Source organism: Microcoleus sp. AT3-A2, assembly GCF_036705685.1.
Lineage (GTDB): Bacteria > Cyanobacteriota > Cyanobacteriia > Cyanobacteriales > Microcoleaceae > Microcoleus.
Map to the genome: position 1 here is coordinate 106,068 of NZ_JAUBVF010000001.1, position 18,001 is coordinate 124,068.

Below are 18,001 nucleotides of genomic sequence, written 5' to 3' on the forward strand. Positions count from 1 at the left end.
ACTGACTAAAATGTCGAACATACCGCTCATCGGTTTGAAAGCAGACCAGTTTCGCCACCCCCTAGACTTGGAAGCTACCAGCACTCTCAAACAACTGCCCGGCCTGGATTTGATCGTCCGGCAGTTGTTGGGACAACTTGGCGAACAGTTTTTCATGCTGGAAAATCTGGCTTCCAGCGTCCAAGTCGGCGAAAATCAATTGCCCCACCTGCATCAATTACTGTTGGATGCCTGCAAAACTCTTGATTTGGAACCGCCGCAGCTTTATGTCCGCCAGCATCCGATGCCAAATGCTTACACCTTTGCGATGCGGGGAAAACAGCCTTTTGTGGTGATGCACACTTCTCTGATTGATTTGCTCACAGACGAGGAAGTTAAGGCAGTAATCGCTCACGAGTTGGGGCATTTGAAGTGCGAGCACGGAGTTTACCTGACTCTGGCTAATTTAATTGTGTTGGCCGCCGGTCAAATTTCGCCTGTGGGAACCGTGCTCGCCCAGGGTTTGCAGGCGCAAATGTTGGAATGGTTGCGTTGTGCGGAATTTACGTGCGATCGCGCCGCCTTGCTCGCCACCCAAGACCCAAGAGTGGTAGCATCACTGTTGATGAAACTGGCCGGAGGTTCGCCGACTTTAGCTCCCAAACTGAATGTAGATGCGTTTTTGGCGCAGGCGCGGGCCTACGATGACCTCAGCAGCACTCAATTGGGAGAAATGCTCAAACAAGCTCAGACGGCTCAGTTGTCCCATCCTGTACCAGTATTACGCGCCAGAGAGATCGATCGCTGGGCAAGTTCAAAAGATTATGAATCTTTGCTTGCAGGAAATCGATCGGTGTGTTATGATGGTGAAACCCAAAAGGGCGGGTGGCGAAATTGGTAGACGCATCAGACTCAAAATCTGACACCGAAAGGTATGAGAGTTCGATTCTCTCCCCGCCCACTGCTAAAAAAGCTTAATAAATCTAGGGTTCCAGATGATTAGTCTGGAACCCTAATTTATATTGGGAATCGGGAATCGGGAATTGCGAATTGCGAATTGGTAACTAATGACAATCGTTAACCGTCAACAGTCAACCGTTAACCGTTAACCGTCAACAGTCAACAGTCAACCGTTAACCGTCAACAGATTTTATGGGTGAAATCGCCGCTTTAGGCGCTGCATTTGTCTGGGCTCTATCTTCCACCATCTGGCAGCGAGTGGGACAGCAAATCCCCGCAGTGGTGCTAAACTTGCTCAAAGGTGCGATCGCCCTTTTCATGCTCCTTGCCACTCTACTAATTTTAGGAAAATCTTTACCCGCAATCAACCCTAATATTTTAGCAATGCTGCTGATTAGCGGCGGTTTAGGAATTGGCATCGGAGACACCGCTTTCTTTATCGTATTAAAATATTTAGGCGCGAGACGAACGCTGCTTTTAGAAACCCTTTCTCCCCCTTTAACAGCTTTATTGGGCTTAATATTTTTGCAAGAAAAGTTATCGCTCATTGCTTGTACTGGCATTCTTTTAACAATCTGCGGCGTAGCGTGGGTAATTGCAGAACGAACAGCCGAAACAACCTTATCATCAAAACATCTTTGGCAGGGATTAGGTATTAGTTTATTAGGACAAACAACCCACGCCGTTGGAGCAATTTTATCCCGCGCCGCCTTCACTCAAATAGATATCGATCCCCTGTGGACGGCGGCGTTGCGTTTGAGCGGTGGTATGGCAGTCATGCTGTGCTTTTTGAAGCCAACAAACCTTGACAGTTTCAAACAATTAAAATCCTCAAAAATATTAGCTGCAATAATTCTGGCAGCTTTTTTAGGAACATATCTGGGAATTTTTCTGCAACAGACTTCGCTGAAATATGCACCCGCAGCAATCGCTCAAACACTCAGTTCTACCAGTCCCCTATTTATACTGCCTTTAGCGGTGCTGGCGGGCGAAAGAGTGAGCATTCGGGCTGTTTTAGGGGTAGTTGGTGCGATCGGCGGAATCGCCTTATTATTGGGTTTGAAGTGATTAGATTTGATATCAATTCCGATGCCACCGGAATGATTGTTGACTGTTGAGTGTTGACTGTTGACTGTTGACGGGCGGGTAGAAAAACTGAATGGTTGAGTGTTAACTGTTGACTCGATTAGGGACGGCGCCGTCTCGAAAGCAGTAGGTAATATTAATTCCTATGCTACCGGATTTGATATCACAACTCCGACAAGTGGAAACAAAACTCTACGGAGATATTGAGAAGCCAATTGCAACAGATCGCCAGAAGGAAGAGGAAGTGATTTATGCTTCTTATACTTGGGTAAAATAATTGGCAGAAGTACATTGCCGAATGTCCAGAAGTCCCCACAGTTGACCAAGGCGAAACCATAGAAGAAGCGATCGGCAATCTTAAACAAGCTACAAAACTCTATCTCAAAGAATGTCCATTATTAGATCCCCAACTTTTTAAAGAAGTCGGGGATCTAGCTACTCTTACAAATTGCAACTCATATCCCCAGATAATTGACTGAAACGCGCATTTTCCCGATAGTCTACCGGACAGTCAATCACGCAAGGGACATCTTGAGCCAGGGCTTCTTTCAGAATCGGAATAAAATCGGTTGCAGATTCCACTCGATAGCCTTTTAAACCCATACTTTCCGCAAATTTCACAAAGTCGGGATTGCCAAATTTGACGAAATCGGAATGACCAAAATAATCTTGCTGCTTCCATTCAATTAACCCGTAACCGCCGTCATTAAATATCAGCGTCACAAAATTAGTACCGACTCGCAAAGCAGTTTCTAACTCTTGGCAATTCATCATAAAACCACCGTCGCCGGTGGCTGCTATTACTTTGCGATCGGGATAAACGAGTTTTGCAGCTACCGCACCCGGAATCGCAATTCCCATCGCCGCAAAGCCGTTGGAAATTAAACAGGTATTCGGGCGATCGCAATGATAGTGCCGCGCGATCCACATTTTGTGAGCTCCGACATCAGATATAAGAATATCTTCCGGGCCCAGGACTTGCCGCAAATCGTAAATGAGTTTTTGTGGCTTGATCGGGAAACCATCGTCGGCTGCATATTGTTCGTAGCCAGCGCGAATATCCGCCCGCAATTGCTTAGCAAAAGGGTCTACTTTCTCCATGCGATCGGCACGCTGCAAAATTTCATTGAGGGAATCAGAAATATCCCCCACAACTTCTATAAGAGGAATATAACTGCTGTCAATTTCTGCAGGCAGAGATCCAATGTGAATAATCGGAATTTTTCCTTCGGGATTCCACTTCTTCGGGGAATATTCAATCAAATCGTAGCCAACAGCAATCACTAAATCAGTTTCTTCAAAAGCACAGCTAATATAATCCCGTTTTTGCAATCCCGTCGTCCACAGTGCCAAAGGATGAGTGTAAGGAATTACACCTTTGCCCATGAAAGTATTAGCTACGGGAATATTCAATCGAGTAGCAAATTGTGTCAAAGCATCGCTGGCGCTAGCGCGGATCGCGCCGTTTCCTACTAAAAGCAGAGGACTTTTTGCTTTGGAAATTGCCACAGCGGCTTTATTCAAGCTTTGGTAAGCGCCAAAAGTTTTTTCGCGGTTGTCTTTGGTGAGCGGCTCTCCTTCTGCAGGCATTGCTGCGATGTTTTCAGGTAAGTCAATGTGAACTGCTCCCGGCTTTTCACTTTGAGCTACTTTAAAGGCTTTGCGGACAATTTCTGCCGTCGTGCTGGGTCGGACAATTTGAGCATTCCACTTAGTAACAGGTGCAAACATGGCGACCAAATCTAAATATTGGTGCGATTCTATGTGCATTCTGTCTGTGCCGACTTGTCCGGTAATTGCTATTAAAGGAGCGCCGTCTAAGTTGGCGTCAGCAACTCCTGTCATTAAGTTAGTTGCGCCAGGGCCCAAGGTGGACAAGCAAACGCCGGCTTTGCCTGTGAGACGACCGTAAACGTCTGCCATGAAAGCGGCGCCTTGTTCGTGGCGAGTAGTAATAAATTTAATTGAAGAGTTTCTCAGGGCTTCTAGAATTTCTAAATTTTCTTCTCCGGGAAGTCCGAAGACGTATTCGACGCCTTCATTTTCTAAACATTTTACCAATAGTTGAGCTGTGTTCATTTCCGTTTTTCTCCTCGGTTAATGGGGGTTGTGGGTATTGATTCTTCAACCGATCGCAAAAATACTAAATGGGACTTTTTAACCCCAGGTAAAAGCAGATAAACGCAGACTTATGTAGATTTGTGCGATCGGTTGATAGAGTGGGATATTATTTCACCCACACTGTTTTTATGTTAACAAATTCGTGCATTCCTTGGATGCTCAATTCGCGTCCGTAACCGGAGCGTTTGATGCCGCCGAAGGGCAATCTTGGGTCGGATTTTACTAAACCGTTGATGAATACCGCGCCGGCCTCTAGTTCGGAAATAAATCGATCGCTCTCTGAGTTTACTGTAGTCCAAGCTGACGCACCCAAGCCAAAAGATGTGCTATTTGCCAGTTCGATCGCCTCATCGATGCCTGCAACTCGGAATACTAAAGCTACGGGCCCGAAAAATTCTTCTTGACGGGCAGAGGCATTCGACGGAATATCTGCCAGAATAGTTGGCAAGTAGAAATTGCCGGCATTCTCTGACAATGGGCTGCCACCTGTCAGAAGTTTTGCTCCCGATTGGATGCAAGTTTGCACTTGATTGTCCAAGTCTTTGAGGATTGCGGGAGTAGCTAAAGGGCCGATATCGGTTTCTGGCAACATCGGATCGCCTACTTTTAATTGCTTGAATTTTTCGACAAATCCTTTGATGAATTCGTCGGCAATCTCTTCTGCTAAAATAAAGCGTTTGGCGGCGATGCAAGATTGACCGTTATTGAGCATCCGGGATGTCACAGCAGTTGATAAAGCTGCTGCTAAATCGGCGCTGGACATCACAATAAATGGGTCGCTTCCTCCCAATTCCAACACTACTTTTTTCAAATTTTTGCCCGCATTTGCTGCCAAACTTTCACCCGCTGGTTCGCTACCGGTGAGAGTTGCTGCTTTTATACGATCGTCCGCAACGATATTGGCTACTTTGTCGGCGCCCACTAACAAAGTTTGAAAAACTCCTTCGGGAAAGCCAGCAAGCGTAAAAATTTCTTCGATTTTCAAAGCGCACTGAGGCACGTTGGAAGCGTGTTTGAGCAAGCCGACATTGCCCGCCATCAGTGCGGGCGCCGCAAACCGAAAAACTTGCCAAAATGGGAAATTCCACGGCATAACGGCTAAAATAGGGCCGAGGGGTTGGTAGCGGACAAAGCTGCTGCTAGCGTCAGTGGTTGCGGGTACGTCTGCCATAAATTGAGCGGCATTTTTGGCGTAATACCGACAAACTAAGGCGCATTTTTCCACTTCGCCGATCGCAGATTTGAGCGTTTTACCCATTTCCAGGGTCATCATTTCAGCATAAATTTCGCGATCGCGCTCCAAGATGTCTGCAGCTTTCTGCATCCACAGAGCTCTCTGCTCAAACGGCAGTTGGCGGTATTTCTTAAAAGCTTGCTGTGCTAATTCCAGCTTAGCTTCTATTACCTCATCCGCAAGTGGCTCGAAAGTTTTCAGCGTTTCTCCCGTTGCCGGATTGATAGTAGCAATAGCCATTGTTTCATCTCCTGTGTAAAAAACACAAAACTCCCTGCTAGTTTTCAGCCGAGGCAGGGAGTTGTATCAAGGTATTACAAAATAGGAATTTACCAGCCACGTTTTCTTTCAGGTCCTGCCAATTTGCAAGTGCCGCGATTTGTTTAAATTTCTCTACTTTTAATTATAGTTCAGAGTCTCGATCGCAAATCTTAAGAAAATTTGTCTTTCTGAAATCACGCACAAATATCAAGAACAGGCTAGACGGCCTGTTCCATAAAAGTTAAATGTTCTTGCGGGGCGGAACGCCCGCCCCTGAAAGCTTGATTCACAATTAATGGTGCAAGATCGAGGAAATATCTGGTCGGGTGTCCCGCCCGCCTTGCATTCTCAAGAACAGGCGCGACGGCCTGTTCCACTACACATTTCTCAATTCATCTCCCTCAAACCGACTGTTCCTGAACGTAATCCTGCACGTAAGACTGATAGTAATACCTGCTGCCTTTATCGTTATTCGCCACCATTCCCAACAGCGGAATTCCCGCCATTTTTAAATCTTCAAAAGCCAACAACAGCGCCTCCCGCTCAGTTTGATGCAGCCCCACTACCAGCATCAATCCGTTAGTGTGAGCCGCCAACAAATTCGCATCCGCCAAACCCAAAAGTGGTGCAGTATCGTAAATAACTAAGTCAAAATGACTTGACAAAGCTGCCATTAAATGCTGCATTTTTTTGGAAGAAAGCACCTTTGTGGGATCGAAAGGAACCGGGCCGGAAGTTAACACAAACAAATTTTCATCGCGGGGCGATCGCACAATCACCTGTTGCACATCCACATCATCAGCAATCACATTGTGCAAGCCTTGCCAATTCGGTAAACCCAGCATTTCGTGTACCTGCGGGCGCCGTAAATCCCCATCCACCAACAGCACTTGCTGCCCCATTGCAGCCGCCGCCCGCGCCAGATTTACTGCTACCGTAGACTTGCCGTCACCTACTTGACAAGAAGTAATTACGCAAGAATTAATCGGAGTTTCAACGTTTAGTAAGCGAATATTCGCATTGAGCGATCGAAAAGCTTCTTGAAAAGCATCCGTCGGCATCGGCGAAATTGCCACATCCACCGGGCTTGTCTCAGCAGGAGGAAGTCTCAAAATTTTATCGCTAGCAGGAATTACCCCCAACAAAGGCAGGCGAATCGACTGTTTAACATCCTCTGGAGTTTGGAACACCGTTTTATTGTTAAACCGTTCCGCCAACTGCGCCGCCAGCATACCAAATAGCAAACCAGCCAATCCCCCCAAAGCCAAATTCAAAGGCATAATCGGAGCAACAGCCATCAACTCGCCATTTTTGTAACGCGGAATTTCCGGCTTAGCAATAACTTCCCAAGCCACCTCTTTTTTGCCCACAGCTTCAAGCTGCAAAGCTTGCTGTTTTGCCAGCAAACCATTGAGCGTATTGTTAGTCAAATCCAACTCGCGCTGCAAATCGGAATAGCGCCGCAAAATCACCGGGAATTTTTGAGAGTATTGGTTCAACTGCTTAGCAGCTTGTTCCAAAACTTGATTCCGTACACCCAGCACCTGAATTAAATTAGCAGTACCGACAAACTGCTCGATCAACTTAATCCGCACCGGATCTTGAAAAGCCAGCACTTGTGAACTTACCTTAGCTAAATCCGTCCCCAGAACTTGTTGGGCTTCTTTCTTCAACAAAGGAATCAGGTTCTTGCGCTGTTCTCGCAACAATTGCATTTGCGGAGTTTCGTCGGTAAACGTAGCCGAGTTAATCGCAATTTCCCCTTCTAATTGTTGCAATTGAGTCAGCATCCCTTGATAGCGGGGAGCTTGACTCAGAGCCGAGGCCATCAGCGCTTGCTGCTGGTTAAGTCCGAGCTGATTTTGCAGATTGGAATAGAGCAATCTCTGCTGATTGAGCTGCGTTTGCGCTTCCAATCTTTGCGTTTGAAGTTCACTGATTTGCTGCGCGAGTTGTTGCGTTTGAATTTGCGGGTCGATGAAATTGTACTGCTGCCGCAATTTTTGAATTTCTGTTTGCAGAGCTTGTTGGCGCTTTTGCTGGTTGGGAATTTTCGATTTTACAAAATCCAGAGTCTGACTAATTTGAGTGGTGGTATCTTGCACGCTGTAGTTGCGGTATCCTAACGCAACTTTTTCCAAAACAAACTGAATTTTTTTCGGGTCATAATCCCGATACTTAACTTCTATAATTTTGGTATTTTTGAAGCGATTAATTGACAGCCTGGTTTCCTGAGATAACGGCAAATTATCTGCTTTTTGGTTTAAAAGGTAATTGTAGTTTATTTCGGGATACTTAGCCTGCAACTCTTTAATAATCGGCGCCATTACTTGCGGACTTTGCAAAACTTGAATTTGGGATTCGTAGTCAAAACCGCCCTTTTCTTGGGTCGCTGGGGCCGCTGGTTGCAGTTTCAGCTCACCGGAGTAGATTTTGGCTAAAGTATTTTGCGTAACGGCTGGTTCTACTAATAATTGAAAGCGCCCTTCGTACTCGCTTTTTTGATTCAGTGTCCAGGCGAAAACTCCGGTAGTCACTGCCGCTGCTACGCCGATGACTAAGATTGATCGACTGCGGCAAACTTCCCAAAAACTTAACTCTTCTGCCTCGGTTTTGTTTCTGCCTAAAAATTTATCTTCTTCATAAAGCCCAGAAGACATTTTTTCCAGATTAGCGGCTTTTTTATGATTAAACAGTGCTACTTGAGATTGTTTCCCTGGTTTCATTTGATTTCTACAACTTATTAGTTTAAACGTCTGTATTGGTGGCGGATTCTCAGGAAATCGGTTGATTCCTCGATATTTCATTACCAAACCGCCATTTTTTCTAGAAGCCTGGTTTCTGAGGCCTTAATGCCAGTCTATTCAAATCACCGAAAAATATCGAACAACCGAAATATTCCTAACAGCGGGCTGAGAGGAGCGAGAGTCCCGCCTACATTATCCGAGAACGTAGCGCGACCCGATCGCCTTACCATAATTACATCATTATTTTGCAGTTTGGGATTAGTTTCTTCATTGGCAGTTGCGGAAAAATCCACCTTAATATTTAGCTGCGAAACGGTGCCGTTAGGATTGAGGCGAATTAAATTCACCGAATCCATTTCGGCCCGCGCTTTATTAAAACCTCCCGCTGCTACCAGCGCTTGATTTAAAGTAGTGTTGGGCAGCACCGCAATCGCTCCCGGTTTCACGACTTCTCCTACAATGTTCACCCTAATCGTATCCGGTGAAAAATTAGAATTAGCAACTTGTTCGTCTTGGGTTGCATCGAGGTTTTCGGCTTTGGGAACGATTACCGTATCTCCCTGTTGCAGCGCTAAATCTTGGGATACATCTCCCCCTTCCAAAAGTTGCCACAAATTCACATTAATAATTTGCTCTGTACCCGCCCGTGTCAGGCGGCGAACTTGTATTTGTCTGATATCAGCTACCGGCGTAATGCCGCCCGCCATTTTAATTGCCCTCGTTACAGTTTGCTGCAAAACAGTTTCCCCGCCGTTGGTTTCGCTGGCAGCAAACAAACCAGAATTTTCACCCATTTCATTCTCTTGTACCCTACTTTGAGCCTCTTTTGCCAAAGTATAAGTACCGGGGCGAGTTACTTCGCCCACCACAGCAATATTAATTGGTTGAGTGCTTTGTCCGGTAATGTTAGCTACTGCTAAAGTCGGTGCTTCTTGGCGGTTGAGGCTAGTTACAGTGGGAATAAATATAGTATCGCCGTCGCGCAAAGTCATATCGGCCCGCAAATCGCCGTTTTGCAATAATTCCCACAAATCCACACTAATAATTTGTTCCGGTGCGTTGCGCTGGGGCCGGCGGATTTTGATTTGCCGCACGTCTGCTGACTGGGTAATTCCACCGGCCATTCGCAGAGCCCGCGATATCGTTGGCATTTGAGTTCCCATTTGCTCTGCTGTGCCTCCGGGGCCTGCTGCTGAGGATATTGTATAGGCTCCGGGGCGGTTGATTTCGCCCGCGATCGCAATTTGCAAAGGACGCGGCGCCAGCAGTTTCAGGGTAATCCAAGGACGTTTAAGGTATTTGCCGTATTTGTCTTTAACAGCATTAGAAGCTTGTTCTAAGGTCATCCCGTACACCGAAACGCTGCCAATTAACGGCAAACTCAGGGAACCGTCGGCCTGTACTTGGTGTTGACCGTTGGGGCCGCTGTATTCCGGGACGTTGAAGATGTCCATTTGAATACGATCGCCCGCTCCCAAAGTGTAAACTTCCGATCGTACACTTGAAGGTGCACTTGCCGGAAATTCCGGAAATCCCGGCGCTGCGGGTACTTGTACAGGAGAACCCGTATCAGCAGGAGGAGGAGGAGGAGGCATAAACTGGGCCGCTGCAGGAGATGAACCAACCGCCGCGAGCACTGACACTGTTAAACTTTGGGCAATTAAACTTTTGACAGCATTGCTTGGCCAATAACTTAGCTTGCAACTTTTGCTGGAAACGTCTCCCTGATCCCCTCTCCTTGCAGGAAAGGGGAGAAATTCTTCACCTTCCCTCTCCGCAAAGGGGACAGAAGGGTGAGATTTTTTCTCAAGTTGCACCTTGCGCGAATAACTTTTCACCACCATCGCTTTTTGCCCCTATCCTTATCCAACCCCGCCAACATCAAATGTAACCCAACTCTTCTAACTTGCTGAGAACTTTTTTAACACTCTCTTCCACACTTTCTCGCTCTGTGTAACACATAATCTCAGGATTAAGCGGTTCTTCATAAGGATCGTCAATTCCCGTAAAACCCTTAATTTCTCCGGCTCTCGCCTTAGCGTATAACCCCTTGACATCGCGACCTTCGCACACTTCTAACGGCGCTGTGATATATACTTCAACAAAATTGGGCTCCATTGCTCTAATTTCGTCGCGAATTGCTCTGTAGGGGCTAATAGCTGCGGTCATTACCGCTACTCCATTGCGGCTCAGCAGGTGAGCTACAAATCCAATCCGCCGAATATTAGTATCTCGGTCTTCTTGGCTAAATCCCAAACCTTTTGACAAGTTGGTGCGAACGACATCTCCATCTAATATTTCAACTTTGCAACCTCTTGCCTTCAATTCAGGTTCGAGAGCTTTGGTGATAGTTGTCTTGCCGGAGCCGCTCAGCCCGGTGAACCATAGGATAAAACCTTTTTCCATTTTCAGCCGTTAATTAGTAACTGGGAAATTATTAAGACGTAAAACTTTATAGATGCAGTTCCCTTTTTTCTATTATCGTTATTCGCGGTGTCATATTGGCAATATTTACGCGCCAAAAATGAGAAATCAAAATTTGCGATCGCTCCTGCGGTCACTTAGTAACAAAATTGTGCGCTCGCTGCATAATTCCCGATTGATTATTTGTCAAGTCTTTACACAGTAAAATTCAATTCGCGATCGCCAACGCCGAACATCTATCCGCAGGGTACGCACGGAACACCTTAGCTTAACATTATGCCAAAATGACAAACGCCGAACATCTATCTGCAGGGTTAACCGCACGGATCACCTGACTGAGCCTTTCGCCATAAACCTAAAATCTCAAATGGTATTGCCTATGTCTTCCGTTTTGAAAGCAGATGTTTTGGTAGTCGGTGGCGGCACCGGCGGCACTGCAGCAGCCGTGCAAGCAGCCCGCCGAGGTGCCAAAACAATTTTAGTAAGCGAATTCCCCTGGCTGGGAGGAATGCTGACTTCGGCTGGCGTTTCTGCCCCCGATGGCAATGAATTAGCAGCTTTTCAAACCGGTTTGTGGGGCGCGTTTTTGCGGGAACTCCAGCAGCGACAGCCGGGAGGTTTGGATTGGGGCTGGGTAAGTTTTTTTACTTACGATCCCCGCACAGGTGCTGAAATTTTCGCTGATTGGGTTAAATGTTTGCCGAACTTACAGTGGATTTCGGGACAAAAAGCTAACGATGTCCTGTATGAAGGAGATCGCATTTCTGGGGTTCAGTTTGCAGATTTTACGGTTTCGGCCAAAATCACTTTGGATGCAACGGAATTGGGAGATTTGCTGGCTTTAGCGGAAGTTGGGCACCGCTGGGGTTGGGAATTCCAAGCCGAGTGGGGAGAACCCAGCGCGCCGGCTGCCTCTAATGCTCTCACAGAGCGGTATTCGGTGCAGGCTCCGACTTGGGTGGCAATCATGCAGGATTTTGGTAAAGGTGCAGCCCGGCCAGAAATTCCCGCGCCGCCAGTTGAAAATCCCGATCGATTTACTGGTGCTTGGGACGGTTACACTCCTGAGCAATTTCTCAATTACGGCAGGCTGCCAGGGGGATTGTTGATGATTAATTGGCCGATTCGAGGTAATGATTATGGTGAAGGAGTCGATCGACTAATTGCATCTGAAGCATCTCGACAAGAATTCCTGCAAGAAAGTCGGTGGCACACTCAAAGTTTCGCCCGTTTCATTCAAACGCAACTCGGCCGCCGGTACGGCTTAGCACAGAATATTTTCCCGATTTCAACGATCGACAATCAACAAAATTCTTCCCTTCTTTCTTCCTTTGCCTTACATCCTTACTACCGAGAAAGTCGGCGCTTGCGAGGGATAAGTACAGTCACAGAACAAGATATTTTGCCTATTGTCGGTGGAAGAGTCGCGAAGTTGCCGATAAATTCTGAGGGAATTTGTGAAACAATTGCGATCGGCAACTATGCCAATGATCACCACTACACCAGTGGCGACATTCCCTTGCAGCCCAAATCTATTCGCTGGGGCGGGCGCTGGACGGGAACTCCGTTTACCATTCCTTACAGCGCCCTAATTCCTGCGAGTGTAGACGGTTTGCTAGTGTGCGAAAAAAATATTTCCGTCTCTCACATCGCCAACGGTGCAACTCGCTTGCAACCGACGGTAATGAATATTGGACAGGCGGCGGGGATGGCGGCGGCTTTGTGCGCGGAATCTGGATGTCAGCCGCGGGAGTTGCCGGTGAGAGTTTTGCAGGAAGCTTTGCTGCAAGATTCCGAGGCGAGTGCGGCGGTTATTCCTTTATTTAATTTGACACGGGATCGATCGGACTGGCTCGATTGGCAACGCTATTATCTCGATCGACCCCAAGCATATCCCGCCAGCGGCGAATGTCAGGAGTCAGTAGAGAAACCAAGCAGTCAAACAGCAAATACCCACAGCCAATTTTCGGGCATTTTCCGTCGCCTCGGCGAACAAGACTGGACAATAACGCTGACAAGCCCTGCATCCTTAGCCGATCAAACTTGGCAACTCGTGACTTTGGACTCGGAAACCGACAGATTTTTACAGAATTGCGAAACCGAAAAGCCTCTGACAGTATGGGGCAGGCTGAATTCGGCAGGTGCTTGGCTGCTGGCGGAAGCCCTAGAATTGAAGGGGTAAGGTTTTTTGCAGAGATCCGAAAAATTCACAGAAATTTATCCTGATCGATCGGGGAGAGTCCGTATCAGTTAATAGACAATGACACGGATACTAACCCCATGCAAACTTACACACCAATTGCTTTACAGAGTCTTTTGGGCGTTACTTTGAGCGCCACTGTCGTTCGAGCCTTTGAATCCCTCGTCGGACTGCTCGAATTTGCCACCGCTTCATACATTTTATCCGCCCAAAGCGAACAAAGGGGCGATCGTTCTCCAGAAAGAGGCAGCGGACGCCGAGAGTTCAGTGAACCTAATCTTTACACTCATCAACTACAAGCATTTTAATGACATTGGACGAAAGCGATTTCCGTTATTGAGTTAGTTTCTGCCGCCCGTGTCGAGCGCTCAATCTGATTTCCTGGGATGCTAGTTTTTCAGGTTTACAAGGCAACTGCATTTCTTGTTTACAGTCATTAGGATCTTCTTTTATGTGAGTGATGATAGCATATAAACCTTAAACCGCCATCTATCGAGAGATTGAAGCTCGTATTTGGCGGTTTTGTATATTATTGTAACCTCCTGGGTAGTGCAATTAGCATTTTTTATTGTTGAACGTAGAGATTTTATTTATTCCATTTTATATCGACTTCTGACTGCTCTGATAGATCAGATGCTACGCATCTAAAGTCTCTGTTGCTTCGGGAGGGGGAGATGGTGAGAAAGGGAGAGGGAAAGATAATTTTCCGCTTTTTATACAAGGATTTTAGAATACAATTTAAATGCGCGATAGCTTAACTAAAGCCTGATTCCTTCTTCTTCTTCCTTATAATTCGTGATCCCTAATTTCGGATTGCTGATTCTAGAGTTTGATAATTTGAGGGAAATTAATCCTGATCAGCCTGGGTAATGTCGTATCTCTAAATAGATACTGACACGACGAATACTACCCATGAAAACCTACACTGCAATTGCTTTACTGAGCCTGTTGGGCATTACCTTGAGTGCCACCGCCGCTCAAGCTTTTGAATCTTCACTCCCCATTGTCGAAACTGCCACCGCCCAATATATGTTGTCAGCCCAAACTGAACACAGGCCCAATCGCCGTCCTCGGAGGGACACCGAACGGAGAAATTTTACTGAGCCTACTGTTTACACTCATCCGCTACAAGATTTCTAATGGCAATGGACGCAAGTGATGACCACAACTGAGTTGCTTTGGGCCGTTCATTCGATCGCTCGATCGGATTTTCTGGAATTCTAGTTTTTCAGGTTAAGCGACAACTGCACTTTTTGTGGACAGTTCTGAGGAGATTCTTTTTTGTGTAAAAAATGTTAGTATATAAACCTTAAACCGCCATCTACCTAGAGATAGATTCTAGTATGTGGCGGTTTTGTATTGAAAACGCTTCAATTAAACAGGAATTACCCACAGGCCTCTGATCATCTGAGTTTTTCAGCCGATATCCCTCGCGCTCCACCCCTTATTTTGGGCGTTGCACAATTTGAGGAGGATTCTTGTGGGGTGTCCCGCCTGCTGTGAAAATACAGCGGATCGGCTACGAGATCCCATCCCACAAAACCATCAAAATCTTCCCGCAATTATGCAACAGCCTTACTTTAGTCGATCGAACCCGGTTTGGGCATCCATGACTATTCAAGAATTAGGGGCTCGGAGTCGCCTCAAATTCCTGGCATCGCAACAGTTATTTACCTTCTCCCCCCCACAGGTAGGGTTTAATTTTCAACCGCTGCACTATAATTAACTTGCGATAACTAACTTATATATAGGTAAACTGTCAGCGCAGAGGGTGCAGCAATCTACTTAAATTGGCCACCAATAAGAATCACTTATGCGGTGTGGATAGCCTTTAAGCCCATGCCCCTGTTACCTCAGGGAAATTAACTAACCTGAATATTAGGGTAGCTGGCAAGCTTTCCGGCGACAGTCGGCTATGCTTGATTCGGCGCTCTCGCAATAATTTAATGGAGGATGACAAAATGCCTCCTAATTTGGCTATTTCGGGGATAGTGATGAAAAATGACTCTTTGGATCTGGTCAAAAGCCTCAGCCCTAGTGCAATGGATCAGATCATGCTATATCTGGCGTTTAGCGCCATGAGAACCAGTGGGCACAGGCACGGGGCGTTTCTAGACGCGGCCGCAACGGCGGCTAAGTGTGCCATTTATATGACTTATATGGAGCAGGATAACAACCTGCGGATGACCGGACACTTGCATCACATTGAGCCTAAACGGGTGAAGGTGATTGTTGAAGAAGTCCGGGAAGCTCTGACTCAGGGAAAATTGCTGAAAATGTTGGGTTCGCAAGAACCTAGATATTTGATTCAGTTTCCTTATGTCTGGCTGGAACAGTATGGTTGGATGCCGGGACGCCCTCGCATTCCGGGAAACAATTTGACTGTAGATGAAAAAAAATATCTCGAAGGCAAAATTCCTCCTAATCCGCCAGACGCTCAACTGATCAATTCTTTTCAGTTTATGGAGTTGATTGAGTTTCTGCACAGGCGATCGCAAGAAGATATGTCTCCAGAAAGGCGAATGCCTTTGAGCGAAGCTCTAGCAGAACACATTAAGCGGCGCTTGATCTATTCTGGGACAGTGACTCGCATTGATTCTCCTTGGGGAATGCCGTTTTATGCCCTCACCCGCGCTACTTACTCTCCGGCAGAGCAGGAAGAGCGAACATTTACTATGGTGGAGGATACGGCTAGATATTTCCGGCTGATGAAGGATTGGGCGGAAAAACAACCGAATGTGATGCGAATTATGGAGACTTTGGATATTCCGCCGGAACGGCTCGACCAAGCCCTTGAAGAATTAGATGAAATTATTCGCAATTGGGCCGATCGCTATCACAGGCGGGGCGAACCGACGATGATTTTACAAATGGTTTTTGGGCCGCAAGACGACGCTTAGTTTGATTAACTATTAATCATTAGTCATTAGTTGATTGCTTGAGACTAATGACTAATGATTAATAGCTAATAGCTCGCGAGGCAGAAACCGGGTTTCTCTGGAAAAATACTGCGTTAATCGTTTGAATTATCGTAACAAACCCGGTTTCTTGGATCGCGAATGTGTCCAGGATTAACTAAGCTAAAAAAGCTCTCCAGGTCGCCGCTAAAATAATCGCAGCGATCGCTCCTATGAGTGTATTAAAAAAATTTACTACCTCGTTCGTCAGCCACTCAAACTTTGATTGCACCGTCGCCCCAATCACGCTCTCGATGTTCGTGGCAATAAAAGCTGCCATAACACAAAAAAGAATTCCTGTCAAGTCTATTAAACCGACGGCCCAACTCAAAAGCGCAATCAAAATTGAGCCGACAATACCTGCGATCGTTCCTTCCAAACTTACGGCCCCTTCCGTACCCCTAGGTACAGGCTGCAAGCTAGTAATCAAAAAAGTCCGCTTTCCGTAAGCTTTGCCGATTTCGCTGGCGCTGGTATCGGAAAGTTTGGTGCAAAAACTCGCCGCGTAACCCAGCAATAACAGGGAAATAACATCTTGTGGCACAGACATCTTGCCTGTCTCTCCTAAAATAGATAATGCCAAAACTCCCACAGCGCAAAGAGTAGCAGTCAAAGCAGAACCCCAGACATTTTCCGGGCCTCGCGCGCCTGAACGCTTTTCGGCTATGCCTTCTGCTTCTTTTTGGGCTTTGCCGATGCGGGTAACTCCCGATCCGACAAGAAAGTAAAACATCACCACAGCATAGCCTTGCCATCCCAAACAGCCCCAGATGAGGACGCCCAATATCCAGCCGTGAAATTGGCCAGCGGGAGTGAGCAATTTTTTTGGGGCAATGGTGGCGATCGCGAGTAAAACTGTATTTAGGGCGATCGCCACCAACCATGGATTAGACCAAGATAAATAATTAAAGAACAATTCTGAATTCTGCATTTAGTACCTCCATGAGTCAAGTATTATTTCATCTTGCCTTCCCCGTGACTGATATTGCCCAAACCAAAGCGTTCTACGTAGACGGGCTCGGCTGCGAACTAGGTCGCGAATCGCCTAATTCTGCGATTATGGGTTTGTGTGGCCATCAAATTGTCGCCCACGTCAGCCGCGAACCTTTAACGCCTCAGCGAGGCATCTATCCCCGGCATTTTGGGTTAATTTTTACTTCCGAAGCAGACTGGGAAGCGTTGCTAGAAAAAGCCCAGCAAAACAAGTTAAATTTCTATCAAGAACCGAGACGGCGATTTGTCGGTTTGCCTACAGAACACCGTACTTTCTTTTTAGAAGATCCTTTCCACAATATACTGGAATTCAAGTATTACTGCGAAGCTGAAGCAATTTTTGGCCGCAGCGAATACGCTGAAGTTGGCGATGCTGTTTGATTGCTGCGCGAAATAACAACCAGTTGCAGCATATCAACTTTCGGATTGAATCAAATCACCTGGTGGTGGATGTCGCCCTATAGCTTTGTCAGCAGTACGAATATTAGACTTCTTGCAAAAAAAATATGTGTTATGCTTAAAAGTTTTCTCAAGTTTAGGTCAAACTTTGAATTATTGGGTTGATTGGCATCTCCTTAAACTTGCTCAGCCTGCTAGATTATAAAATTGGCTAAACTTTCTATAATAGCACAAAATTATTTTGCCAGAGGTCTATTAATAACTCTTTCTCGATTTAAGACTAATGCTGTAACTGTAGCTCGTCCAATTGTAGTTAAACCAACTATTGATAATCCATCCGCCGACCAAATAAAATGTTCGTTCCAGGTATCTTGTCTGGGATTGAACAATGGTACTTCTACACTCGACTGGGTATCTATGGCTGTAGTTTTATCGGATTTTTGACGGTTGCAATGAAAGCAAGCTAGTGCCAAATTGTCAATATTGTTACTCCCTTTTTTAGTGAGAGGAATGATGTGCTCGATCGTAAACTCTACATACTGCCATTGTTCGGAAGCATGGCAATATTCACACAGACAGTTGGCTCTCTGACGAACTTGATTTTGGATATTCTCAGGAATTTGACGGCGAGCTGACATTT

General features: G+C 46.3%; 15 protein-coding genes and 1 tRNA gene. 9 read left to right on the plus strand and 7 right to left on the minus strand.

The features are described from left to right. The first annotated feature begins 10 nt into the window (after nucleotides 1–10). The 4 genes from QUB37_RS00445 (at nucleotide 11) to QUB37_RS00460 (ending at nucleotide 2,302) form a co-directional block, all read left to right on the plus strand. Nucleotides 11–880 carry a M48 family metallopeptidase gene (locus tag QUB37_RS00445; RefSeq protein ID WP_333158472.1) on the plus strand — a complete coding sequence of 290 codons (870 nt, stop codon included), beginning with the start codon at nucleotides 11–13 and terminating at the stop codon, nucleotides 878–880. After that, a tRNA-Leu gene (locus QUB37_RS00450) sits at nucleotides 859–940 on the plus strand. Before QUB37_RS00445 ends, QUB37_RS00450 begins: the two co-directional genes overlap by 22 nt. Before the next feature lie 191 nt (nucleotides 941–1,131). Next, a complete protein-coding gene (locus QUB37_RS00455) occupies nucleotides 1,132–2,007 on the plus strand; it encodes a DMT family transporter (RefSeq protein WP_333158040.1) in 876 nt (291 codons plus the stop codon). A gap of 163 nt (nucleotides 2,008–2,170) precedes the next feature. Beyond that, on the plus strand, nucleotides 2,171–2,302 hold the full coding sequence (locus QUB37_RS00460) for a hypothetical protein (protein ID WP_333158041.1): 132 nt from the start codon (nucleotides 2,171–2,173) through the stop codon (nucleotides 2,300–2,302). A gap of 164 nt (nucleotides 2,303–2,466) precedes the next feature. Here QUB37_RS00460 and QUB37_RS00465 read toward each other — a convergent pair whose 3' ends face one another. From QUB37_RS00465 to cysC, 5 genes are all read right to left on the minus strand, one after another. Further along, the gene (locus QUB37_RS00465; protein WP_333158042.1) at nucleotides 2,467–4,104 is read right to left on the minus strand and encodes an acetolactate synthase large subunit; all 1,638 of its coding nucleotides are present in this window, start codon (nucleotides 4,102–4,104) and stop codon (nucleotides 2,467–2,469) included. A 148-nt stretch (nucleotides 4,105–4,252) separates the two neighbouring features. Beyond that, nucleotides 4,253–5,620 (minus strand): NAD-dependent succinate-semialdehyde dehydrogenase, encoded by a 1,368-nt coding sequence (locus tag QUB37_RS00470; RefSeq protein ID WP_333158043.1) that lies wholly within the window; start codon nucleotides 5,618–5,620, stop codon nucleotides 4,253–4,255. 422 nt (nucleotides 5,621–6,042) lie between these two features. Then, nucleotides 6,043–8,367, minus strand: coding sequence for a polysaccharide biosynthesis tyrosine autokinase (locus tag QUB37_RS00475; RefSeq protein WP_333158045.1), 2,325 nt, complete (start codon nucleotides 8,365–8,367; stop codon nucleotides 6,043–6,045). Nucleotides 8,368–8,510: 143 nt separating this feature from the next. After that, entirely contained in the window at nucleotides 8,511–10,232 is a 1,722-nt protein-coding gene (locus tag QUB37_RS00480) for an SLBB domain-containing protein (protein WP_333158047.1), read from the minus strand. A gap of 37 nt (nucleotides 10,233–10,269) precedes the next feature. Then, nucleotides 10,270–10,794, minus strand: coding sequence for an adenylyl-sulfate kinase (cysC, locus tag QUB37_RS00485; RefSeq protein ID WP_333158050.1), 525 nt, complete (start codon nucleotides 10,792–10,794; stop codon nucleotides 10,270–10,272). A 397-nt stretch (nucleotides 10,795–11,191) separates the two neighbouring features. Between cysC and QUB37_RS00490 the strand changes: the two genes are divergently transcribed. The 4 genes from QUB37_RS00490 (at nucleotide 11,192) to hetR (ending at nucleotide 15,912) form a co-directional block, all read left to right on the plus strand. Beyond that, entirely contained in the window at nucleotides 11,192–12,994 is a 1,803-nt protein-coding gene (locus QUB37_RS00490; protein ID WP_333158051.1) for an FAD-dependent oxidoreductase, read from the plus strand. A 98-nt stretch (nucleotides 12,995–13,092) separates the two neighbouring features. Continuing rightward, the gene (patX, locus tag QUB37_RS00495) at nucleotides 13,093–13,320 is read left to right on the plus strand and encodes a heterocyst-inhibiting protein PatX (protein ID WP_333158053.1); all 228 of its coding nucleotides are present in this window, start codon (nucleotides 13,093–13,095) and stop codon (nucleotides 13,318–13,320) included. A gap of 604 nt (nucleotides 13,321–13,924) precedes the next feature. Then, nucleotides 13,925–14,152, plus strand: a complete 228-nt coding sequence (locus QUB37_RS00500; RefSeq protein ID WP_333158055.1) for a hypothetical protein — start codon at nucleotides 13,925–13,927, stop codon at nucleotides 14,150–14,152. 854 nt (nucleotides 14,153–15,006) lie between these two features. Continuing rightward, the gene (gene hetR, locus QUB37_RS00505; protein ID WP_333158474.1) at nucleotides 15,007–15,912 is read left to right on the plus strand and encodes a heterocyst differentiation master regulator HetR; all 906 of its coding nucleotides are present in this window, start codon (nucleotides 15,007–15,009) and stop codon (nucleotides 15,910–15,912) included. Between the two features lie 175 nt (nucleotides 15,913–16,087). Here the strand turns inward: hetR and QUB37_RS00510 are convergent, their stop codons facing one another. Continuing rightward, nucleotides 16,088–16,900, minus strand: a complete 813-nt coding sequence (locus QUB37_RS00510; RefSeq protein ID WP_333158057.1) for a TIGR00297 family protein — start codon at nucleotides 16,898–16,900, stop codon at nucleotides 16,088–16,090. An 11-nt stretch (nucleotides 16,901–16,911) separates the two neighbouring features. Between QUB37_RS00510 and QUB37_RS00515 the strand changes: the two genes are divergently transcribed. Further along, the gene (locus QUB37_RS00515) at nucleotides 16,912–17,343 is read left to right on the plus strand and encodes a VOC family protein (RefSeq protein WP_333058980.1); all 432 of its coding nucleotides are present in this window, start codon (nucleotides 16,912–16,914) and stop codon (nucleotides 17,341–17,343) included. 254 nt (nucleotides 17,344–17,597) lie between these two features. On the opposite strand, the gene QUB37_RS00520 is transcribed toward QUB37_RS00515, so the two are convergent. Next, nucleotides 17,598–17,999 carry an HNH endonuclease gene (locus QUB37_RS00520; RefSeq protein ID WP_333158059.1) on the minus strand — a complete coding sequence of 134 codons (402 nt, stop codon included), beginning with the start codon at nucleotides 17,997–17,999 and terminating at the stop codon, nucleotides 17,598–17,600. Between the last annotated feature and the right edge of the window lie 2 nt (nucleotides 18,000–18,001).

Excerpts from the sequence above, each read along its gene's own strand:
- QUB37_RS00445 (WP_333158472.1), top strand. The coding sequence starts at position 11 with ATGTCGAACATACCGCTCATCGGTTTGAAAGCAGACCAGTTTCGCCAC.
- QUB37_RS00455 (WP_333158040.1), top strand. The coding sequence starts at position 1,132 with ATGGGTGAAATCGCCGCTTTAGGCGCTGCATTTGTCTGGGCTCTATCT.
- QUB37_RS00460 (WP_333158041.1), top strand. The coding sequence starts at position 2,171 with ATGCTACCGGATTTGATATCACAACTCCGACAAGTGGAAACAAAACTC.
- QUB37_RS00465 (WP_333158042.1), bottom strand. The coding sequence starts at position 4,104 with ATGAACACAGCTCAACTATTGGTAAAATGTTTAGAAAATGAAGGCGTC.
- QUB37_RS00470 (WP_333158043.1), bottom strand. The coding sequence starts at position 5,620 with ATGGCTATTGCTACTATCAATCCGGCAACGGGAGAAACGCTGAAAACT.
- QUB37_RS00475 (WP_333158045.1), bottom strand. The coding sequence starts at position 8,367 with ATGAAACCAGGGAAACAATCTCAAGTAGCACTGTTTAATCATAAAAAA.
- QUB37_RS00480 (WP_333158047.1), bottom strand. The coding sequence starts at position 10,232 with ATGGTGGTGAAAAGTTATTCGCGCAAGGTGCAACTTGAGAAAAAATCT.
- cysC (WP_333158050.1), bottom strand. The coding sequence starts at position 10,794 with ATGGAAAAAGGTTTTATCCTATGGTTCACCGGGCTGAGCGGCTCCGGC.
- QUB37_RS00490 (WP_333158051.1), top strand. The coding sequence starts at position 11,192 with ATGTCTTCCGTTTTGAAAGCAGATGTTTTGGTAGTCGGTGGCGGCACC.
- patX (WP_333158053.1), top strand. The coding sequence starts at position 13,093 with ATGCAAACTTACACACCAATTGCTTTACAGAGTCTTTTGGGCGTTACT.
- QUB37_RS00500 (WP_333158055.1), top strand. The coding sequence starts at position 13,925 with ATGAAAACCTACACTGCAATTGCTTTACTGAGCCTGTTGGGCATTACC.
- hetR (WP_333158474.1), top strand. The coding sequence starts at position 15,007 with ATGAAAAATGACTCTTTGGATCTGGTCAAAAGCCTCAGCCCTAGTGCA.
- QUB37_RS00510 (WP_333158057.1), bottom strand. The coding sequence starts at position 16,900 with ATGCAGAATTCAGAATTGTTCTTTAATTATTTATCTTGGTCTAATCCA.
- QUB37_RS00515 (WP_333058980.1), top strand. The coding sequence starts at position 16,912 with ATGAGTCAAGTATTATTTCATCTTGCCTTCCCCGTGACTGATATTGCC.
- QUB37_RS00520 (WP_333158059.1), bottom strand. The coding sequence starts at position 17,999 with ATGTCAGCTCGCCGTCAAATTCCTGAGAATATCCAAAATCAAGTTCGT.